Below are 18,041 nucleotides of genomic sequence, written 5' to 3'. Positions count from 1 at the left end.
CATCTTTACAATCAAATCCAAAAAATTCAACTGTCAAATGATTAAAGTAGGCATAATAATGGGCAGCAAGTCAGATTTACCTGTCATGCAGGATGCTGCCGATATATTGAAAGAGATGGGGGTAGCATATGAAATAACCGTAGTATCTGCCCACCGTACTCCGGAAAGAATGTTTAATTACGCTAAGACCGCAGCAGAGCGAGGTCTAAAGGTAATTATTGCAGGTGCTGGCGGCGCCGCCCATCTTCCGGGAATGGTTGCTTCTATCACTCACTTGCCCGTTATCGGAGTACCGGTAAAATCATCCAACTCTATCGATGGCTGGGACTCCATTCTTTCCATCCTCCAAATGCCTAATGGCATTCCTGTAGCTACAGTGGCCTTAAATGCTGCAAAAAATGCGGGACTGCTGGCTGCTCAAATTTTGGGAACTGCAGATGAAGTGATTGCAAAGAATCTTTTAAACTATAAAGAGGATTTGAAAAAGAAAATAGAGGAAACTGCGAGGGAATTGGAAGGAAACCATTAGTAGATTCGTTGAAATGTGAATGGTCATGATTCACATTTCAACTTATTACATACTTAGTTCCATAAGGGATTCTCCGGAAAGTTCGCAATATGAGCGTACTTAGGCCCAAGGCCGATTACAATATCTCTCCACAAGTTTTCCTCCTCATCAGTAAATAAAAAAGTAGGATTATACTTATTCGTTACCAGCCACGAGTTTTGTTCCAGTTCCCGGTCCAGTTGCCCAACATCCCAGCCTGAGTATCCTACAAAAAAACGAATCTCACTTTCGTCTATCTGATTATTATTGATCAAAAGTTTCAACGTCTCAAAATTGCCTCCCCAGTAAATATCCTTCGCTATTTCAGTACCACTGTTCATTCTGTCAAAACAACGATGAACAAAATGGAGGGCATCAGTACCCACAGGGCCACCAACATAAATGGGATAATTAGCTTCAGGACATTCAGTAATAATATCCCTTAGCAAAAAATCGCTTTTCTGGTTTAGCACATAGCCCACCGTCCCTTCCTCGTTATGTTCAGCAAGCAAAACCACCGAACGTTTGAAATTGGGATCCAGCATGAAGGGCTCCGAAATTAATAAACTACCTGTTGTTGGTTTGATCTGATTTAGCATAAATTCTTTAACAATCCCTTTCTAATATATGTTTTTACAATGATCTGAGATGTGAATGCCGTTTAAAATATTTCTATTAGTAAGTTTGCAGTAAATGGCCTTAAGTAAAGAAACAATCCAAAATCTACGGCAGGAATACAAAGCTGCCCGACTGAGTGAAAACGAAGTCGCACCCGACCCAATCAGTCAATTTGCGAAGTGGTTTACTGAAGCAATGGATGGGGGCATTTTTGAACCTAATGCCATGACTGTAGCTACAGCAACCCCTGATGGAAAACCCTCAGCCAGGATAATGTTGATGAAGGGCTTTGATGAGAGCGGCTTTACATTCTACACGAATTACCTGAGCCGAAAAGGTAGAGAGCTCAATAAAAATCCGAATGCCGCTCTACTATTCTTCTGGGGGGAGCTGGAGAGACAAGTTCGAATTGAAGGGCATATTGAAAAGGTAAGTAAAGAAGACTCAGAAAGATACTTCCACTCGCGGCCTAAACAAAGCCAATTGGGTGCCCTTGCCTCTCAGCAAAGCCAGGAAGTTGGCAGCAGAGAAGTGCTGGAGAGCGCTCTGGAGCGCCTACAAACAGAGTATCAGGATAAGGAAGTGCCAAAACCATCGCACTGGGGAGGATATATTGTGAAACCGCAAATAGTTGAATTCTGGCAAGGCGGGCCCGGAAGGTTACACGACCGGATTGTTTATAAGAAAACGAATAAGAACACCTGGAAAATTGTACGCCTAGCTCCCTGATATGAGTTTTGAGGAAATAAAAGATATACTAATAGAAAAATTTGGGGCAGAAGTTATTGTCAGGGAGGAACTGCATGTCAATCAGCCTACGTTAGTTATTCTGCCCGAAAAGATCGCCGAGGTTTGCCTCGAGCTCCGGAATAATGAGAAGACATATTTCGACTACCTGGATTGTTTATCAGGTATTGATTATGGAGTCGAGGAAAATATGTTTGGCGTTGCTTACCATCTCACATCAATCCCGTATAAGCACAAGCTGGCACTTAAGGTAGTTAGGTACCACGATAGAAGTCGCGAAGAACTTCCCTCCATCCCTTCTGTAAGTTCAGTTTGGCGCACTGCCGAGTGGCACGAAAGAGAAGCATTTGACCTGGTAGGCATTCATTTTGAGAATCATCCTGATTTAAGAAGGGTTCTTTTGCCCGACGACTGGGAGGGTTACCCACTTAGAAAAGACTACAAGGCCCAGGAATATTACCACGGAATAAAAGTTTAATAGTTTTAATGGAGACTTTAACATCGGCAGTTACAGGCAAAACATATAAGACTCGGTATGAGAAATTGATCGCTGAGGCTCAGTCGACAGAAATGATTCTAAACATGGGCCCTCAGCACCCTTCCACGCATGGGGTGCTACGCCTGGAGCTGATAACAGATGGAGAGATCGTAAAGGAGGTAATTCCGCACATGGGCTATCTGCACCGGTGCTTCGAGAAGCATGCGGAGAACCTCACCTACCAGCAAACTATTCCCTTTGCCGACCGCATGGACTACCTGGCTTCGATGACCAACGCTCATACATGGGTGATGGGAGTTGAAAAAATGCTAGGTATCGAAAAGGAGATCCCAAGAAGGATAGAATATATTAGGGTATTAGTGTCGGAGCTAAACCGCATTGGTTCTCATCTGATTGCTTTGGGAACCTATGGTATAGACGTTGGGGCTTTCACTCCCTTTTTGTGGTGCTTCCGCGATAGAGAGCATATCATGAACATGCTGGAATGGGCCTCAGGTTCGAGGATGCTCTACAATTACATATGGGTAGGTGGTTTATTTTACGACCTTCCGGTTGGATTTGAAGAACGGTGCCGGGAATTTGTGAACTACTTCAAGCCGAAGATGGGCGAATTGAATGAGTTGCTGACAGACAATCAGATCTTTATCTCCAGGACTGCGAATGTAGGGATATTACCGTTGGATGTTGCAATTAGCTACGGATGTTCCGGACCAATGTTAAGAGCTTCGGGTTTAAAATGGGATCTGCGAAGAGTTGATGGCTATTCGGTATATCCGGAACTGGAGTTCGACGTACCGATAGGAAAAGGCGAAATGGGCACCACTGGCGATTGCTGGGACAGGTTCAAGGTGAGAGTGGACGAAATCGAGCAAAGCCTTGTCATTATTGAGCAGTGTTTGGATCGCCTACAGTCAGACCTCAAACGAACCCCCGATTTCGACCCAAGGGCGAAACTTCCTAAGAAGATCATTCCGAAAGCACAGGAGTTCTACTTCCGGGCAGAAAGTCCTCGGGGAGAGCTTGGATACTACTTTATAACAGACGGAAAGAGTGAAATCCCGAAAAGGGTAAAGGCGAGAGCTCCCAGTTTTCATAACCTTTCTGTTATCTCCGAAATCAGCAGAGGTATACTGATTGCAGATGTGGTCGCGATTATCGGCTCTATCGATATTGTATTAGGAGAACTGGACAGGTAAAATCGCGGTTGATCGACATCAAGGTAAAACAACCTTCAACAAAAAAAGAGCCTTTCTGCAATCAGAAAGGCTCTCTAAAAACTTGAAACATTTTTCTAGTATACCTTCACTACAAAAACGTAGTCCTGAATCTTCTCAATTTGATCTGCTCTGCTTAAACCCGCCAACGAGCTCTTTTTATTTGAGCTTATCCCTGATCTAACCTCCTCTGGCAGATCCTCCAACACTTCCAGGAGGTATTTAGATTTTACTGCGAAAGATGCTCCATCTGCGTTATCTTGCTTTCCGCTAATAATTCCTATTACATTACCCTTGTTATCTAGAAGTGGACTTCCGCTGTTTCCACCATTAACAGAAATATCAATTTGATACTGAACCGTATCGCCCTTGTAGCCGGTATTCGAACTCACATAGCCTGTCCCTAAAACCACATCTTCCCTCGGGTAACCCAAGGTAAATACATTTTCACCTAAGCGAGAAGACTGCTTTTTGAAGGTGTAAGGCAAGGATCTCAATGGCGAAAAGTTAAGATCTACCACCTGAAGAACGGCAATATCATATTGAGGATGGCCGTAAACCTTCTTCGCTTTATACGAATTTCCGTTTTTGTCCTGGATATATATTGAATCAGCGCCATCGATAACATGATTGTTTGTTACAATGTATCCACTTGCAGTTAAGGCAAAGCCGGTTCCTGTATAAGTGCTTGGAGCAGCAGGGCCTTTACGGGCAGATCCTGCATTAATATCCTTCATTAGCTCATTCTTTGAGCGCTGAATTTTCCTATCCACCTCTTTACTCATCTCCCTGCGAAGAGCATTATAGCCAGATGCAATAGAGTTTGTTTTCGCGAAATATCCTGTGGTTAGCAAGGTAGCAAAGACTGCTACAACAGCTACAGATGCAGCTACGGCCGCATTCATACGGTACTTAGTCCAAAGTGTGCGAATAATGGTAGACTTAGGGATAACTTCTTCCCGGATGGCCGCAACATCAAGTTGCTCATGAATGGCGTTCATCTCAGACAGCAGCCTTTTCTTTTCACCAAACTCATGCAGCGTTTCCAAAAAGGGTTTGTGAACTACTACTTCTTGGTCCAACACCGGATCAGAGGCCCTCAACTCTTCAAAAGCTGTTTTCTCTTCAGCTGTCATCTCTCCCCTCAAATAAGCCTCAATACGTTCTGTCATTTTCATTTCAATGCGTTAATTAAACCTGAAAGAACAATTTCTTCAAACGCTGCAGACATTTGTACTTCTGATTTTTTGCATTATCAGCGTTGGTATAACCAAACTTTGCACAGATCTCCTGCATCGATTTGCTATTGATATAAAAGTCCTCAATAATAGTTTTACAAGGTTCACCCAGCCGATGCAGAGACGCCTCCATTTGCTTGAACTGCAGATCTCGCTCTTCGTGTTTCTCCAAATCGTGCTCCACAGGGATAATATCTTCGTAATCTCGGATATTCCCACTATTTCTGCTCATCTGACTTAAACGTTTCAACCAGAGTCTCCGGCATACTGAATAAATGAATGTCTTCAGTTTACTGTTCAGCTCGAAGTTGCCACCCTTCACCTTGTCATAAAGAACTATTATAGACTCCTGAAAAACGTCTTTTGCATCATCCTCCGTTCCGCTGTTCATTACAACTAGTTGCAGAATCATCGGGAAATGTGCCTTGTAAATTTTTTCCAGGACATCTTTTGAGCCATTCAGAATACCCAATATAACTTCACTATCCGTTGGTACTGACCTTTTTATCTCGTTGCTCACTATTTAATACGCTATCGTGGTAATTGTAACCCAATGATAAGTAAAAAAAAAATTAAAAATTTTATCAAACCAGAGGTTACCTTTTTAAATGCTGGGTATTAATCAGTAAATATTATTTGTTTAATCATTAAACTTTAACCCAAAAAATGAAAAATCTATTCAAATTCGGTTTCGCTGCTTTAGCTATCTCTTTGTCAGTTGCAGCTTGTTCAGGTAACAAATCAGAAGGTGCTGGTGATTCTTCAGCTGTTGATTCTGCTGCTGTTGATACTGCAATGACTGTAGATACTGCTGCTGCTGCTACTACTGATACTGCTGCTGCAGGTGCTACTGATACTGCTGCTGCTCCAGCTGCTCACTAATTAGAAAGCAAAACTTGAAATAAAAAGCTGCCCTGTGGGCGGCTTTTTTTAGTTTCTCCCCTTCCATAACACTATCCTACTCTCGATAAATAAAAAAGTCTGCCCCCAGAAGGAAGCAGACCCGATTGTAAAATTGCGAATTTTATTTCGGCGAGCGCCTGAACCAACTTTTCACCCGTTTTGAATTTCTGTCGGACACTACATACATACACGGAACCAAGATCAGTGTAAGGAATGTTGCAAAGCTCAAACCGAAAATCATGGTCCATGAAAGTGGCCCCCAAAAGGCTACGTTATCTCCTCCAAAGTACAAGTGAGGGTTAAACTCGCTGAAGAGTTTTGCAAAATCGATATTCAAACCAACAGCGAGAGGAATCAATCCCAGCATTGTGGCGGTGGCAGTAAGCAATACCGGAGTCATCCTTGTTTTTCCGGCTTCGATGGCAGCCTCTTTTACACTCATCCCCTGCTGCACCATCAAATCAGTAAACTCTACAAGTAGAATTCCATTTCTAACAACTATTCCCGCAAGGGCAATAATCCCTACTCCTGACATTACAATAGACATTTCCATTTGGAAGATAATGATTCCCAACAATACCCCAATCACACTGAACAAAATCTCACTTAGGATAATCAGCGGCTTACTAACGGAGTTGAATTGCAACACCAGAATGATGAGAATTAAACCAAAGGCATACATTAAGGCAGAGCCCAGGAATGCGGCAGTTTCCATCTGCTCTTCCTGCTCCCCGGCCATCTTAATTTCTACTCCATCCGGTGCATTAAATTGATCGATTTCCGATTGAATTGCTGCAACTACTTCGTTGGGGTTGTAATCACCCAAAACATTGGAAGAAAGGATAATAATTCGCTTTTGCTGCTTCCTCTTGATACCGCCGTACGTGTTGACGTAGTCAATTTCGGAAAATGCTGAAAGTGGTACCTGACGAATTTGCCCTCCTAACGCCATATCCCGATAGGTAACCTTTAAATTTCTCAAGGCCTGTAGATTGTTGCGCTGATCTTCCTGAGCCCGGACGTTAATCTCATAATCCTCGTCATCATCTCTAAACTTAGACACTTCCTTTCCAAATACCGCTGTGCGAAGTTCTAAACCTACCTGTCCACTTGAAATTCCTTCCCGGTTTGCTCTTTCGCGATCTACATCAAAAATGATCTCAGGTTTGTTGTTCATGAAATCCGACTTCAGCTCCTCCACTCCTGCAATTTGTTTCGCATCAAGGTATTTTTTCAATCTGTCAGACGCCTTCACTATAGAATCCAGGTTATCACCTGTGATTTCAATAGAAATAGGTTTTGCCGTTGGTGGGCCGGACTGTTCCTTGGTAACGGTTATTTCAGCTCCTGGAATACCTTTCACTGCATTTCGGATTTTATCCAGATATAAGGAAGTACTTTCTCCGTCACGTTTTCCAAAAGAGACAAAAGCAACCGTCACCTTTCCCCTGTTAGGATATTCTCCCTGATCTTCATCTTGTGGATCTGTTACCCCCACTGTAACGTTCGATATGATGGAAGAGACGATCTTATTATCACGGCCGACTACCTTCGTCACACGATCTTCCACCTTTTTAACCACTTCATTTGTATAGGCCTGGTCAGTTCCAACAGGCAACTGAACATATACGTAGATGAAGTTGGGATCAGCTTCAGGGAAAAATACAACCTTTGGAGGTACTACTGAAGTCAGTATAATGGAGAAGAAGAACAGACCAACCGTACTGAGAATCATAGTTCTCGGGCGATCAAGGGCCCAGGTGAGAACTCGTACGTATCTGTTTTGAAATCGAGGCCAAATTTTCTCCTGGAAATTCTTCACCGCCCCTGATAAGTAGAAATGGTTTAGCAGATAAAGCAATGCCAGGAATACAACGAAATTCCCCATTCCAAAACTAAACAGGTAAGACACAGCCGCGATCCCAAGGAAGACCAGCAAAGTCCTTTTAACAGACCTGTTAAGTGTAGGCTTTGCATGCTCATGCTCGTCATGAGGGTGCATAAAATCGACTGCAAATACTGGGTTGATGATATATGCAACCAAAAGGGAAGCCAACAAGGTAATGATGAGCGTAACCGGAAGGAAGAACATGAATTCCCCGATGATCCCGGGCCAAAACAGCAGCGGAACAAAGGGAGCCAACGTTGTTAACGTACCGGAAAGCACTGGCAAAAACACCTCTCCGGCGGCCATCTTCGCGGCCTTCACGATAGGCACTTTTCCATTATCAAAAATACGGTGCGTATTTTCAATTACAACGATCGCGTCATCCACCACAATGCCCAATCCAAGCAAGAAGGAGAAGAGCACAATCATGTTCATAGTGAAGCTGAAGCCAAACAACGCACCTAGGGCAGGCATAGTTAGGAAAGCCACAAACATGGACAGCGGGACTGACAAAGCCACAAACAGCGCATTCGTAACGCCCATGAAGAACATCAGAATCACGGTTACCAGGATAAATCCAATGATGATCGTGTTGATCAGGTCATGCAGGGTAACGCGTGTCTGATCAGACTGATCGCCCGTAAGGGTAATATTTAAGTTCTTTGGCAATGTTGTGCCATGCATTTCTGCGATCAAAGCATTGATTTTATCGGAAGCCTCAATGAGGTTCTCGCCGCTTCGTTTCTTAACGTTGAGAGTGATTACGTTCTTTCCATACAAGCGAGCGTAACTGTTCTGCTCCTTAAAAGAATCCCTTACATCTGCGATATCCCGTAAATAAACAGATCCGCCCGTAGGGGTCTTGACTACTACCCCTCCTATCTCCTCTGCCGTTTTAAACTCCTTTTTAACGTTCAATGTCCGCCTTACTCCATCCATTTTCACCGTTCCACCGGAGATGGTCATGTTTTCATACCGCACCGCGTTTTCAATATCCATGAAAGATATCTGCGCAGCATTCATCTTCTGCAGATCCACATTGATTTGAATCTCTGGCTCAAGAGCGCCCACGATGTCTACACCAGATATTTCCTTCATGCTTTCAATCCTGTCGGAAAGGTCGTCAGCGTATTTTTTAAGCGTCTTCAGATCATAGTCGCCTGAAATATTGACGAACATGATGGGTATATCCGAAAGGTTAATATCGAGGATATTAGGATCGGTCGGAAGGTCATTGGGAAGGTCGGGGCGAGCTTTGTCTACCGCGTCCTTTACGCGCTGCTTCGCATCCGCGATCTCCACGTCGGTATTAAACTCTGCCGTAATCATAGAGAAATCCTGGTATGAGTTGGAGGTGATTTTCTTCAACCCCTTTATACCTCTAAGCTCCTTTTCAATCTGCTTAGTCACGAGGTTCTCCATGTTCTCGGGAGAAGTACCCGGGTAGACTGTCTGTATGAATATTTTGGGAATGATAATCTCCGGAAAGTTCTCCTTCGGCAGATTATTATAAGCGTTGATGCCTAATAGGGTAACAATAAGCGTCAGCACATAAATGGCCATCTTATTATCTATCGCCCAACTGGATGGTTTAAATTCTTTGAATACGTCTTTCATCGTTTCTTAGTTTGTGATGAGGGGAGATAATATTGTTACTGGAACCGAACAGGCTCGCCTGGATTTAGGTCTTGAAAACCTACAGTAATCACTTTATCTCCACGTTTTAATCCCGTCAGTACTTCGGCCTGTCCATCGGCAACTTTCCCGGTAGTGATATCAGTGCGCTTTGCCTTTCCATTTTCGGCGACCCACACAAATTCACCACTTTCAGATTTTTGAACCGCATTGATAGGCACTGAAATCGCCAGAGGCGCGATATAATCAGCAATCTTCAGGACAGCCAGCATGTTTGGTCTGTACGTACTCTTCGAAGGAAGTTTCACCTCTACATCAAAGCTGCGGGAAACAGGATCAATAACCTTTGAAGCGAAGGTCACTTTGGTGCTGATATTGTCCGGAACATCTGGCAAACTCACGTTCACTTCATCACCTGTATTCACTCTTCCGGCATACGACTCAGCAACTTCTGCCTTTACCCTTAGGTTAGCAGCATTTACCACTGTAATACCAGGCATACCCGGGGAAACAGCCTGGCCTAACTTTAGATCCATCTGATCTATTGTACCGGAAATAGGCGAATTAATTTTATACATTCCTAATTGCGAACGCACCATTCGGATTTGATCTTCTACTGCTTCTTTTTGGGTTTGAGCGTTTAGATACTGCACTTCGGTACCGATCTTTTGATCCCAGAGATTTTTTTGTCTCTGATAAAGCGTGTTAGCAAGTTTGTACTGTGTTTGCAGTTGAGCCAGGTTTTGGCGAAGCACCTTGTCATCCAACTGAGCGAGTACCTGTCCTTTGCTAACCCTTTGTCCTACCTTTACATAGATGGCAGTGATTACTCCGGGAGTTTCGGGACTTACCTGAACATTTTGCTGTGCATCTACCTTGCCCTGCACCTCTACATAACTCTTAAACACTGCCGGTACTACTTCGACCACCGAAACATCTTTTACCTCCTGCACCGATTTTACCCCCACCTCTTTTTCGAGCTGAGCTATTTTTGCATTCAGTTCATTCCGCTCTTTCTTCAAATTCTCCAGTTCCGCTTTTTTATCCTTTGGCTTTGCACAAGCTGCTAAAAGAACGATTGCAGTCAGATAAATTAAATTCTTCATAATATATGTTGTGATGAATGGTTATTGGATTCGCCCGTAGGCATTATCTAAATCTACTTTACTTACCAGTACGTCATACAATGCCTGGATATAATTATTTTCTGCCTGTTCCAGCTCGGTCTGAGCCTGCGTTACTTCAATGCTGGAACCAACGCCTTCCTGGTATTTGATCCTTGAAACCCGTAAAACTTCCCTGGCAAGTTCCATGTTGGCTTTCTGGTTGTTAAGAGCTCTCATACTATTCTGATAGGTGGTGCGCGCTTGCTGCTGCTGCAAGAGAAAGCCATTTTTCGCCATGTTGAGCATGTTGTCTGTTTTCTGAACAGAAATCTTTGCCTGTCGAACCTGGTTTAAGCGTTGAAAGCCTGAAAATATAGGCACGTTTAACTGCAGACCGATGTAGACTGAAGGCAGATTCATGTCAAACAAGTCGCCGAACCTGGCTGCCTGATAGGCGTTTCCGGCGCTGCCAATTGCCGCGAGGCTAGGAAGGGCCTGGGATTTGATCCTATCGAGATCAAGCTGATTCAACCTTCTCTGAGTTTCAAGTAAACTATACTCGATACGATTTCTATAGGCTGTAGTGTCAACCACAAGCCCATCATTCAACTCTAAAGAAATATTATCGATTTTATCTTTCACTGCCAGCGAATAAGTAACCGGCATTCCTATCTGGAATTTTAGTAATTGAATAGAAAGCTCGAGTAAGTTGCTTGTATTCTCCCGTGTTGTTACCAGATTATTATACACTACTCTCAACCGGTCTAAATCAATCTTCTCAACAAAACCTTGCTTATTAAGCTCGGTAGTTTCCTTAAGTTGTTGACTAAGTTGAGCCAAGTTTGCGTCTAATAGCCTGAGTTGTTCGTTACTCACCAAAACCTGATAGTAAGCCTTGGTCACCGCTATAGTCGTTGCTATTTTTGTACGGCTATAGTTCTTCTGACTCAGCTCCTTAAATGTTTTAGAAGCGCGCAAGCCGACCAGGTAGGTGCCGTTAAAAAGCAATTGGCTTACATTTACGTTGTAGTTGGCATTATACTTTTGCTGGAAGCCGATCAAACTCATCGGATCATCGTCAGGCTCAGGAATGGTCCCATTTTCCGTCCGTACCTTCTGATCATATAGGTATTTCTGAAACATGTAGGTTAAGTTCGGGAACGGTATTTGAGGAATCTTCAAATAATCCATAAACTGGGCACTTCCACTCACCTGCGGCAAGCCGATGCCTATTGTTTCCTTGACCCTATAGTTGGCGCTTTCTATATCCAGACGAGCGTTCTTAAGGGAGTCCTGATTCTCATAGGCATACTCAAGGCATTCCTGCAAATTGAATCTAAAGGTTTTATTCTGGGGATTCTCCTGCCCCTGCACTTGCAGCGCAGCGAGAATTATGAGCGTGATAAGTAAGGGGATTCTCATAAAATTTAGTAATTATTCTTCTGTTATTTGCTTGTATTTGTTTACCAGCTTATGCCCTTTCAGATTGCATAAGCCGTATAGATAATGTTCGGTCACTTCGGTCAAAACTTCCGAAAGGTTATACTTCCCGGGCATAAAAGCTACCTGATTGAAAACCAAGTCTACCTGCTCCATCCGCATGATGGCCATAATTTCCATGTTGATTTCTTTTCTGAAATATCCTTCTGCAATACCCCGCTCCATGTTCCGCATGACGCAACTTTTCATGTATTGAAAACGATAATCCTTGAACAGCTGCCAGGTAGCCGGATGATATTTGTTCATATCAAAAAAGATCATGGGATTGATCTTAGACAGCATTTCCCGCAGATGTGTTACAACTAAAAATATCTCGTGCACTGCATTTTCAGACTCTGTCTCATTCCTGTCCATCACACAAGTTTCTCTACTTAACATTTCGGCAATCACCATATGCACGATCTCGTTCTTATCCTTAAAATGCTGATAGATAGTTTTTTTAGATATACCGAGGTGTTTAGCGATATCGTCCATCGTAATCCGCTTTATTCCGTACTGGCAGAAAAGCGTCTCGGTCTCCTTCAAAATTCTATCCTTTAGTTCGGTCATTCTTTTTCTTGATCAATACGAAGCAAAACTATGGAAACTTTTTTCTTATCCAAAGTTTCCTGAAAAAAATTAACATCTACTTAATAGCTTTTCCTGCTATACGCGATCGACCCGAAAAATGTAACTTTGCGGCCAAAGTTAATTTGTATGAGCTTATCACCCTTATATGCTATTTCTCCGGTTGACGGACGCTACCGAAAAACTACTCACGAGCTTGCTGCTTACTTCTCGGAGGCCGCTTTAATTGAATTCCGAGTTTACGTAGAGATTGAATACTTTATTGCTTTATGTGAGCTGCCCCTACCGCAACTGCAAAACTTCCCGAAGGAGAAGTTTGCTGACCTGAGGAAAATCTACGAACGTTTCCATGAAGACGATGCACAACGCATTAAGGATATTGAGAGCATTACCAACCACGATGTAAAGGCTGTTGAGTATTTCATAAAGGAAAAATTTGACGAGCTTGGTCTTGCTGATCACAAGGAGTTCATTCACTTCGGACTAACCTCTCAGGATATAAACAATACCTCAATCCCCCATTCTTTCAAGCTGGCGGTTGAAAAATCGTACCTGCCTGCCTTGCATGATTTAATTGCCGACTTAAAGAAACTGGCTGAGGAGTGGAAACACATCCCAATGCTCGCACATACACATGGGCAACCTGCATCTCCGACTAAGCTGGGCAAAGAGATTCTGGTATTTGTTGAACGCTTGGAAGCGCAGGTACAACTCTTAAATCACATTCCTTATTCAGCTAAGTTCGGCGGGGCAACAGGAAACTTCAACGCGCATGCAATTGCCTACCCTCAAATAGATTGGGTGATCTTCGGAAACGAATTCGTGAACAATCGCTTGAAATTGTCCCGGTCTCAATACACCACCCAAATTGAGCATTACGATAATTTCGCCGCTCATTGTGATGCATTAAAGCGAATTAATAACATTCTAATCGATTTAGACCGCGACATGTGGACATACATCTCCATGAACTACTTTAAACAGAAGATTAAAGCAGGCGAAGTAGGTTCATCAGCTATGCCACACAAGGTTAACCCAATCGACTTTGAGAATTCGGAAGGAAATCTAGGTTTGGCGAACGCCCTGTTCGAGCACCTGGCGGCTAAACTCCCTATTTCACGTCTCCAGCGCGACCTGACCGATTCTACTGTCCTCAGAAATATTGGTGTTCCCTTAGCTCATACACTTATCGCGATAAAATCTACGAAGAAAGGACTTGGCAAGCTATTATTGAACGAGGACGCCATTCGACAAGATCTGGAGGATAACTGGCCGGTAGTTGCAGAAGCAATTCAGACCATTCTCAGAAGGGAAGCCTATCCGAACCCGTATGAAGCGCTGAAAGAATTGACCCGCACTAATCAGAAGGTGAATGCCGATACGATTGCTTCCTTTGTGGAAACGTTGGACGTTTCTGATGAGGTTAAACAGGAGATCAGAAGGATTAGTCCGTCCACTTACACGGGAATCGTCGGATAATTAATTGTCTAAAACCTGTCAAAACTTAATGACGGGGTTTACACCGATTTAATTCTTGGTACTTTTGTAATTCAAATACTTTACGTATGGCTATCAACATTAATGTATATACCGAGTCGACACCCAATCCAGCGACTATGAAGTTCTTGGTGAACAAGCTTCTGATCAATGGAAGTGTGGATTTTCCGACTAAAGAAAGTGCGGAGGCCTCTCCGTTCGCTAAAGAACTATTCAAATTTAACTTCGTTAATGGTGTCTTTTTCGCCAGCAACTTCGTGACTATTACTAAAAGTGAAGACGCGAACTGGGCAGACATCGAGCAAATTTTAAAAGAATTTGTAAAGGGAGCTGTCGAGTCTGAATTAAAAGTTCAGGAAAAAGCGCAGGAAGAAGCTCCTGCATTCGAAGGATCGGAACAAGAAATAAAAATTCAGCAAATTCTGCACGACTATGTTCGCCCTGCCGTTGAACAAGACGGTGGAGCAATCAGCTATAAATCGTTCGAAAACGGAATTGTAACGGTTGAACTAAGAGGTTCCTGCAGTGGCTGCCCTTCTTCAACCTACACGTTGAAGGCTGGTATTGAAAATCTGTTAAAGAGAATGGTTCCTGAAGTACAGGAAGTAGTTTCTGAGGCTTTGTAAGTTTTTCATTCTGATATAAAAAGGAAAAGCCGCCCAATCTGAGCGGCTTTTCTTATATCCTCGCTACCGAAGTTTTAGCTCTGGAAGTTTCTTTGGATTACTTCCTTCATTGCCTCTCCCACTTTTCCGTTGCTCGCTATCACCTCCCTCGATTGAAAGAATTCGTCTTCGCCAGAAAAATTAAAGGCTGAGCCTCCTGCCTCCCTTACAATGACTACACCGGCAGCAATATCATACAGATTAATATTATACTCGAAATAACCATCAAAGCGGCCGCATGCTACATAAGCCATATCTACAGCCGCTGATCCCATCCTTCTTATTCCATGGCACTTCTGCATCAGCTCGCGCACTACATTAAGGTATTGATTTTCTTTTTCGAAGTTAAAGTACGGGAAGCCCGTCGCTAGCAGCGTTTGTGAGAGTTCTGTATGAGCCGTCACCTTTATAGGCTTACCGTTCACATACGAACCTCCATCTTTCCAGGCATAAAAACACTCGTCCAAATTTATTTCATAAACCACTCCAAGTACAAGCTCTTTATTCTGCTCCAGGGCGATACTTACTGAAAAGATAGGTAGACCATGAATAAAGTTGGTGGTGCCGTCTAGGGGATCAACGATCCAGTTATATACTTCACCCGTTTTATTGATCGTTTCCTCTTCGGTGATGTAACCCGCCTCTGGTAACAGCTCGGAAAGTCGTGCTACAATCTTTTCCTCTGCCGTTTTATCGACATAAGAAACCAAGTTGTTATATCCTTTAAACTCAATGCTGTCTCCGCTGAAGTTAGCCGCCTCATTTCTGATAAAGCCGCCTACTTCTTTAGCTAGTTCAATTACTTCTTTGGTTAAATGCTCTAAGTTCATGTTAAGATAGTGATGCTTGTTTGTCTTTGCGTACAGCCCAAATAATCCAGGAAATACCCGCAAGTATCATGATCGTTGAAATCAGTTCTGCCTGGGTAAAGGCCATACCAAATGCATGATAAAGAGAATTAACACGAATTTGTTCGATTAGAAAACGCTCTATCCCGGCAAAAATAAGATACAGGGCAAAGATGACGCCCGGAACTTGAATGCGTTTTCTCAAAGACCATAAAATGGCGAATAAGACCAGTCCCATGAGTACCTCATAAAAAGGTGTAGGATACACGCCAACAGGAAGAATATGGCAAAATTTACCTTCACAGCCCGGCATTGGGATTCCCTCGTTGATAACATTATGAGGATAACGAAACGACCATACCCAATCTGGCGCCCAGGCTAACCAATCCGGTTTTGGTTGGGTATTGGGAATTCCCCAGTCACCATCACCCGACATATGACAGCCGATCCGTCCTACCGCATAGGCCAGCATCATCCCCGGGCCACCCACGTCCAGCATATGGACCGGTTTGATACCGTTTTTATAAGCAATATAAAGTACCGCAGCACCACCGCAGATCAAACCTCCGTAAAAGGTCAGACCGCTAAAAGACAATAAGCCTTCGATAGGATCTTTAGCAAAATCATCCCAATACTCCAGATTATGAAAAATCTTCGCTCCAAGAAAACCCCAGATCGCTGCCCAAACGATCATGGTGCTCATCAACTGATAGGGATGAACAGTCTCCTCAACTATTTTCGGCTTAGCAAGCTCCTGCTTTTTCTTGTCCGCATAAGTCATATACGCGAAAACGGCAGCTAAAATTAGTCCTCCAAAGAAGTTTCCCTTTGTAGACAAAATAGCTCCTTGCGGATCATTAACAAAGGCGCTGTAATTTAAAATAGCGTACAGGAATTTATAGCCTACCAGAAAACCGAAAAGCGCGTTCAACGCAAGTTCCCCAGCTGAAGCAGGTTCGCCAACCTTCACTTTTTGTTTGGTAGGATGAAGGATCCCCTGGGCCTCCTTGCGCTTCAATTCAGCAGAAAATGCCCAATAACCCGCTACAAAAGCCAGCGCCACAAAGAAACCAAAAGTTTGTATTGGTAAGGGGATATTAACTCCCGTAAGGTATTCTATGAGATAGGATAAAGTTGGAAACATGCGCTAAAGATACCTATTGAATTTGAAAATGGAATTAATGCGAAAGAACTTCTGCGGCTTCCGTCACCTCCACTTCCCCTTCTGCAGATATCGCCACAAGCTTTACATTCCGCAACTCGTTCACCAAAACCGGATCATACTTTGCCCTCACTTTTACATAGTTTGGTGTAAATCCGTGCATATATCCCTCTTTCTGATCCGCTTCAAACAACACCTCGCTGTCCTTCCCTAGTTGCGTTTCATAAAAAGCCCGGCGCTTTTTGTCCGATAGAATATGTAACATCTTACTTCTGTCCGCCCTTTGTGAACCAGGAACAGAACCGCTCATCTCGGCTGCGGGCGTATTATCACGCTCCGAGTAAGTGAATACATGCAAATAAGAAATATTAAGTTCGTTCAGGAAATTGTAGGTATCGATAAAATCCTCTCGTGTCTCCCCCGGAAAACCGACAATCACGTCAACACCTATACAGCAATCGGGCATCACCTCCTTAATTTTCGCTACCCGTTCGGCGTACAACTCCCTACGGTAGCGACGGCGCATCAAACCTAAAATCTTGTTAGAACCCGACTGTAAAGGAATATGAAAATGGGGCACAAACCGTTTTGACTGCGCCACAAACTCAATGATTTCATTGGTCAACAAATTCGGCTCGATAGAGGAAATACGGATCCGTTCAATCCCATCCACCCCATCAAGGGCTTTCACCAGGTCAATAAATTTATCTTCCCGGTTTCCATTCCGGATCCCAAAATCACCAATGTTTACTCCGGTAAGCACGATCTCTTTCACACCTGAAGCAGCAATTTCTTCAGCTTGCTTCACTACACTTTCAATCGTATCACTCCGGCTAGAACCACGAGCCAGTGGGATGGTGCAAAACGTACAAGAATAGTCGCAGCCGTCCTGAACCTTCAAAAAAGTCCTGGTTCTGTCTCCATACGAATAAGATGCAACAAATTGATTCGCCTCCGAAATTGGCTGGTTATAGACTAAAGCCTTGGGTTGCTTCGTAAAGTCTTTCACGTAGTCAATCAGCTGAAACTTCTCCGCAGCTCCCAGCACCACATCTACTCCTGGAATTTCAGAAATTTCTTTGGGCTTCAACTGTGCATAGCAGCCCACAATCATGATATAAGCATTCGGCGAGTACTTCAAAGCTTCCTTCACCACCTTTCGGCATTTCTTATCCGCGTTGTCTGTTACAGAGCAGGTATTTATCAGGTAAACGTCTGCTTTCTCAGTAAATTCAACAGTTTCGAAGCCCGCAGCGGCAAATTGCCTGCCGATAGTGGATGTTTCAGAATAATTAAGCTTACAGCCTAAAGTATAAAATGCTACCTTCCTGCTCATAATCAGCGCAAAGATAGCTTTTTGAGAGATTAGTTTGGTCAGAGAATAGTGATTTGAAGCAAGTGCAAAGA

General features: G+C 43.4%; 17 protein-coding genes. 7 read left to right on the top strand and 10 right to left on the bottom strand.

Annotation, left to right across the window (positions count from 1 at the left end):
* Window positions 1–37 precede the first annotated feature (37 nt).
* Window positions 38–529, top strand: coding sequence for a 5-(carboxyamino)imidazole ribonucleotide mutase (gene purE / locus J4N23_RS11330; RefSeq protein ID WP_207427358.1), 492 nt, complete (start codon window positions 38–40; stop codon window positions 527–529).
* A 53-nt stretch (window positions 530–582) separates the two neighbouring features.
* Here purE and J4N23_RS11325 read toward each other — a convergent pair whose 3' ends face one another.
* Complete coding sequence (locus tag J4N23_RS11325; RefSeq protein WP_207427356.1) at window positions 583–1,146, bottom strand: YqgE/AlgH family protein; 564 nt, start codon at window positions 1,144–1,146, stop codon at window positions 583–585.
* A 94-nt stretch (window positions 1,147–1,240) separates the two neighbouring features.
* Between J4N23_RS11325 and pdxH the strand changes: the two genes are divergently transcribed.
* The 3 genes from pdxH (at window position 1,241) to J4N23_RS11310 (ending at window position 3,607) form a co-directional block, all read left to right on the top strand.
* Window positions 1,241–1,894 (top strand): pyridoxamine 5'-phosphate oxidase, encoded by a 654-nt coding sequence (gene pdxH / locus J4N23_RS11320; protein WP_207427355.1) that lies wholly within the window; start codon window positions 1,241–1,243, stop codon window positions 1,892–1,894.
* Between the two features lies 1 nt (window position 1,895).
* Window positions 1,896–2,390: an NADH-quinone oxidoreductase subunit C gene (locus J4N23_RS11315; protein ID WP_207427354.1), complete on the top strand. Its 495-nt coding sequence runs from the start codon at window positions 1,896–1,898 to the stop codon at window positions 2,388–2,390.
* 92 nt (window positions 2,391–2,482) lie between these two features.
* Window positions 2,483–3,607 carry an NADH-quinone oxidoreductase subunit D gene (locus J4N23_RS11310; protein WP_370527268.1) on the top strand — a complete coding sequence of 375 codons (1,125 nt, stop codon included), beginning with the start codon at window positions 2,483–2,485 and terminating at the stop codon, window positions 3,605–3,607.
* A gap of 95 nt (window positions 3,608–3,702) precedes the next feature.
* Here the strand turns inward: J4N23_RS11310 and J4N23_RS11305 are convergent, their stop codons facing one another.
* Both J4N23_RS11305 and J4N23_RS11300 read right to left on the bottom strand, forming a co-directional pair.
* Window positions 3,703–4,803, bottom strand: coding sequence for a S1C family serine protease (locus J4N23_RS11305; protein ID WP_207427350.1), 1,101 nt, complete (start codon window positions 4,801–4,803; stop codon window positions 3,703–3,705).
* A gap of 13 nt (window positions 4,804–4,816) precedes the next feature.
* Window positions 4,817–5,383, bottom strand: a complete 567-nt coding sequence (locus J4N23_RS11300; protein WP_207427349.1) for a sigma-70 family RNA polymerase sigma factor — start codon at window positions 5,381–5,383, stop codon at window positions 4,817–4,819.
* A 146-nt stretch (window positions 5,384–5,529) separates the two neighbouring features.
* Between J4N23_RS11300 and J4N23_RS11295 the strand changes: the two genes are divergently transcribed.
* Window positions 5,530–5,745: a hypothetical protein gene (locus J4N23_RS11295; RefSeq protein ID WP_207427348.1), complete on the top strand. Its 216-nt coding sequence runs from the start codon at window positions 5,530–5,532 to the stop codon at window positions 5,743–5,745.
* 142 nt (window positions 5,746–5,887) lie between these two features.
* Here the strand turns inward: J4N23_RS11295 and J4N23_RS11290 are convergent, their stop codons facing one another.
* From J4N23_RS11290 to J4N23_RS11275, 4 genes are read right to left on the bottom strand one after another with little or no spacing between them, the layout of a single operon-like run.
* Window positions 5,888–9,271, bottom strand: coding sequence for an efflux RND transporter permease subunit (locus J4N23_RS11290; RefSeq protein ID WP_207427347.1), 3,384 nt, complete (start codon window positions 9,269–9,271; stop codon window positions 5,888–5,890).
* 35 nt (window positions 9,272–9,306) lie between these two features.
* Window positions 9,307–10,395 carry an efflux RND transporter periplasmic adaptor subunit gene (locus tag J4N23_RS11285; protein ID WP_207427346.1) on the bottom strand — a complete coding sequence of 363 codons (1,089 nt, stop codon included), beginning with the start codon at window positions 10,393–10,395 and terminating at the stop codon, window positions 9,307–9,309.
* Between the two features lie 21 nt (window positions 10,396–10,416).
* Window positions 10,417–11,817, bottom strand: coding sequence for a TolC family protein (locus J4N23_RS11280; protein ID WP_207427345.1), 1,401 nt, complete (start codon window positions 11,815–11,817; stop codon window positions 10,417–10,419).
* A gap of 12 nt (window positions 11,818–11,829) precedes the next feature.
* Window positions 11,830–12,444 (bottom strand): TetR/AcrR family transcriptional regulator, encoded by a 615-nt coding sequence (locus tag J4N23_RS11275; RefSeq protein ID WP_207427343.1) that lies wholly within the window; start codon window positions 12,442–12,444, stop codon window positions 11,830–11,832.
* Window positions 12,445–12,591: 147 nt separating this feature from the next.
* On the opposite strand from J4N23_RS11275, the gene purB reads away from it, so the two are divergent.
* Window positions 12,592–13,941, top strand: a complete 1,350-nt coding sequence (purB, locus tag J4N23_RS11270) for an adenylosuccinate lyase (RefSeq protein WP_207427341.1) — start codon at window positions 12,592–12,594, stop codon at window positions 13,939–13,941.
* 92 nt (window positions 13,942–14,033) lie between these two features.
* The gene (locus tag J4N23_RS11265; RefSeq protein ID WP_207427667.1) at window positions 14,034–14,585 is read left to right on the top strand and encodes a NifU family protein; all 552 of its coding nucleotides are present in this window, start codon (window positions 14,034–14,036) and stop codon (window positions 14,583–14,585) included.
* Window positions 14,586–14,659: 74 nt separating this feature from the next.
* Here the strand turns inward: J4N23_RS11265 and J4N23_RS11260 are convergent, their stop codons facing one another.
* From J4N23_RS11260 to mtaB, 3 genes are read right to left on the bottom strand one after another with little or no spacing between them, the layout of a single operon-like run.
* A complete protein-coding gene (locus J4N23_RS11260; protein ID WP_207427339.1) occupies window positions 14,660–15,454 on the bottom strand; it encodes an inositol monophosphatase family protein in 795 nt (264 codons plus the stop codon).
* Window position 15,455: 1 nt separating this feature from the next.
* Entirely contained in the window at window positions 15,456–16,616 is a 1,161-nt protein-coding gene (locus J4N23_RS11255) for a prolipoprotein diacylglyceryl transferase (protein WP_207427337.1), read from the bottom strand.
* A 34-nt stretch (window positions 16,617–16,650) separates the two neighbouring features.
* A complete protein-coding gene (gene mtaB / locus J4N23_RS11250; RefSeq protein WP_207427336.1) occupies window positions 16,651–17,970 on the bottom strand; it encodes a tRNA (N(6)-L-threonylcarbamoyladenosine(37)-C(2))-methylthiotransferase MtaB in 1,320 nt (439 codons plus the stop codon).
* Window positions 17,971–18,041 lie beyond the last annotated feature (71 nt).

The sequence above is a fragment of the Pedobacter sp. SYSU D00535 genome (genome assembly GCF_017355855.1).
Lineage (GTDB): Bacteria > Bacteroidota > Bacteroidia > Sphingobacteriales > Sphingobacteriaceae > Desertivirga.
The sequence above is the reverse complement of the archived record's forward strand: the minus strand, read 5'-3'. Positions and strand labels throughout refer to the sequence as shown.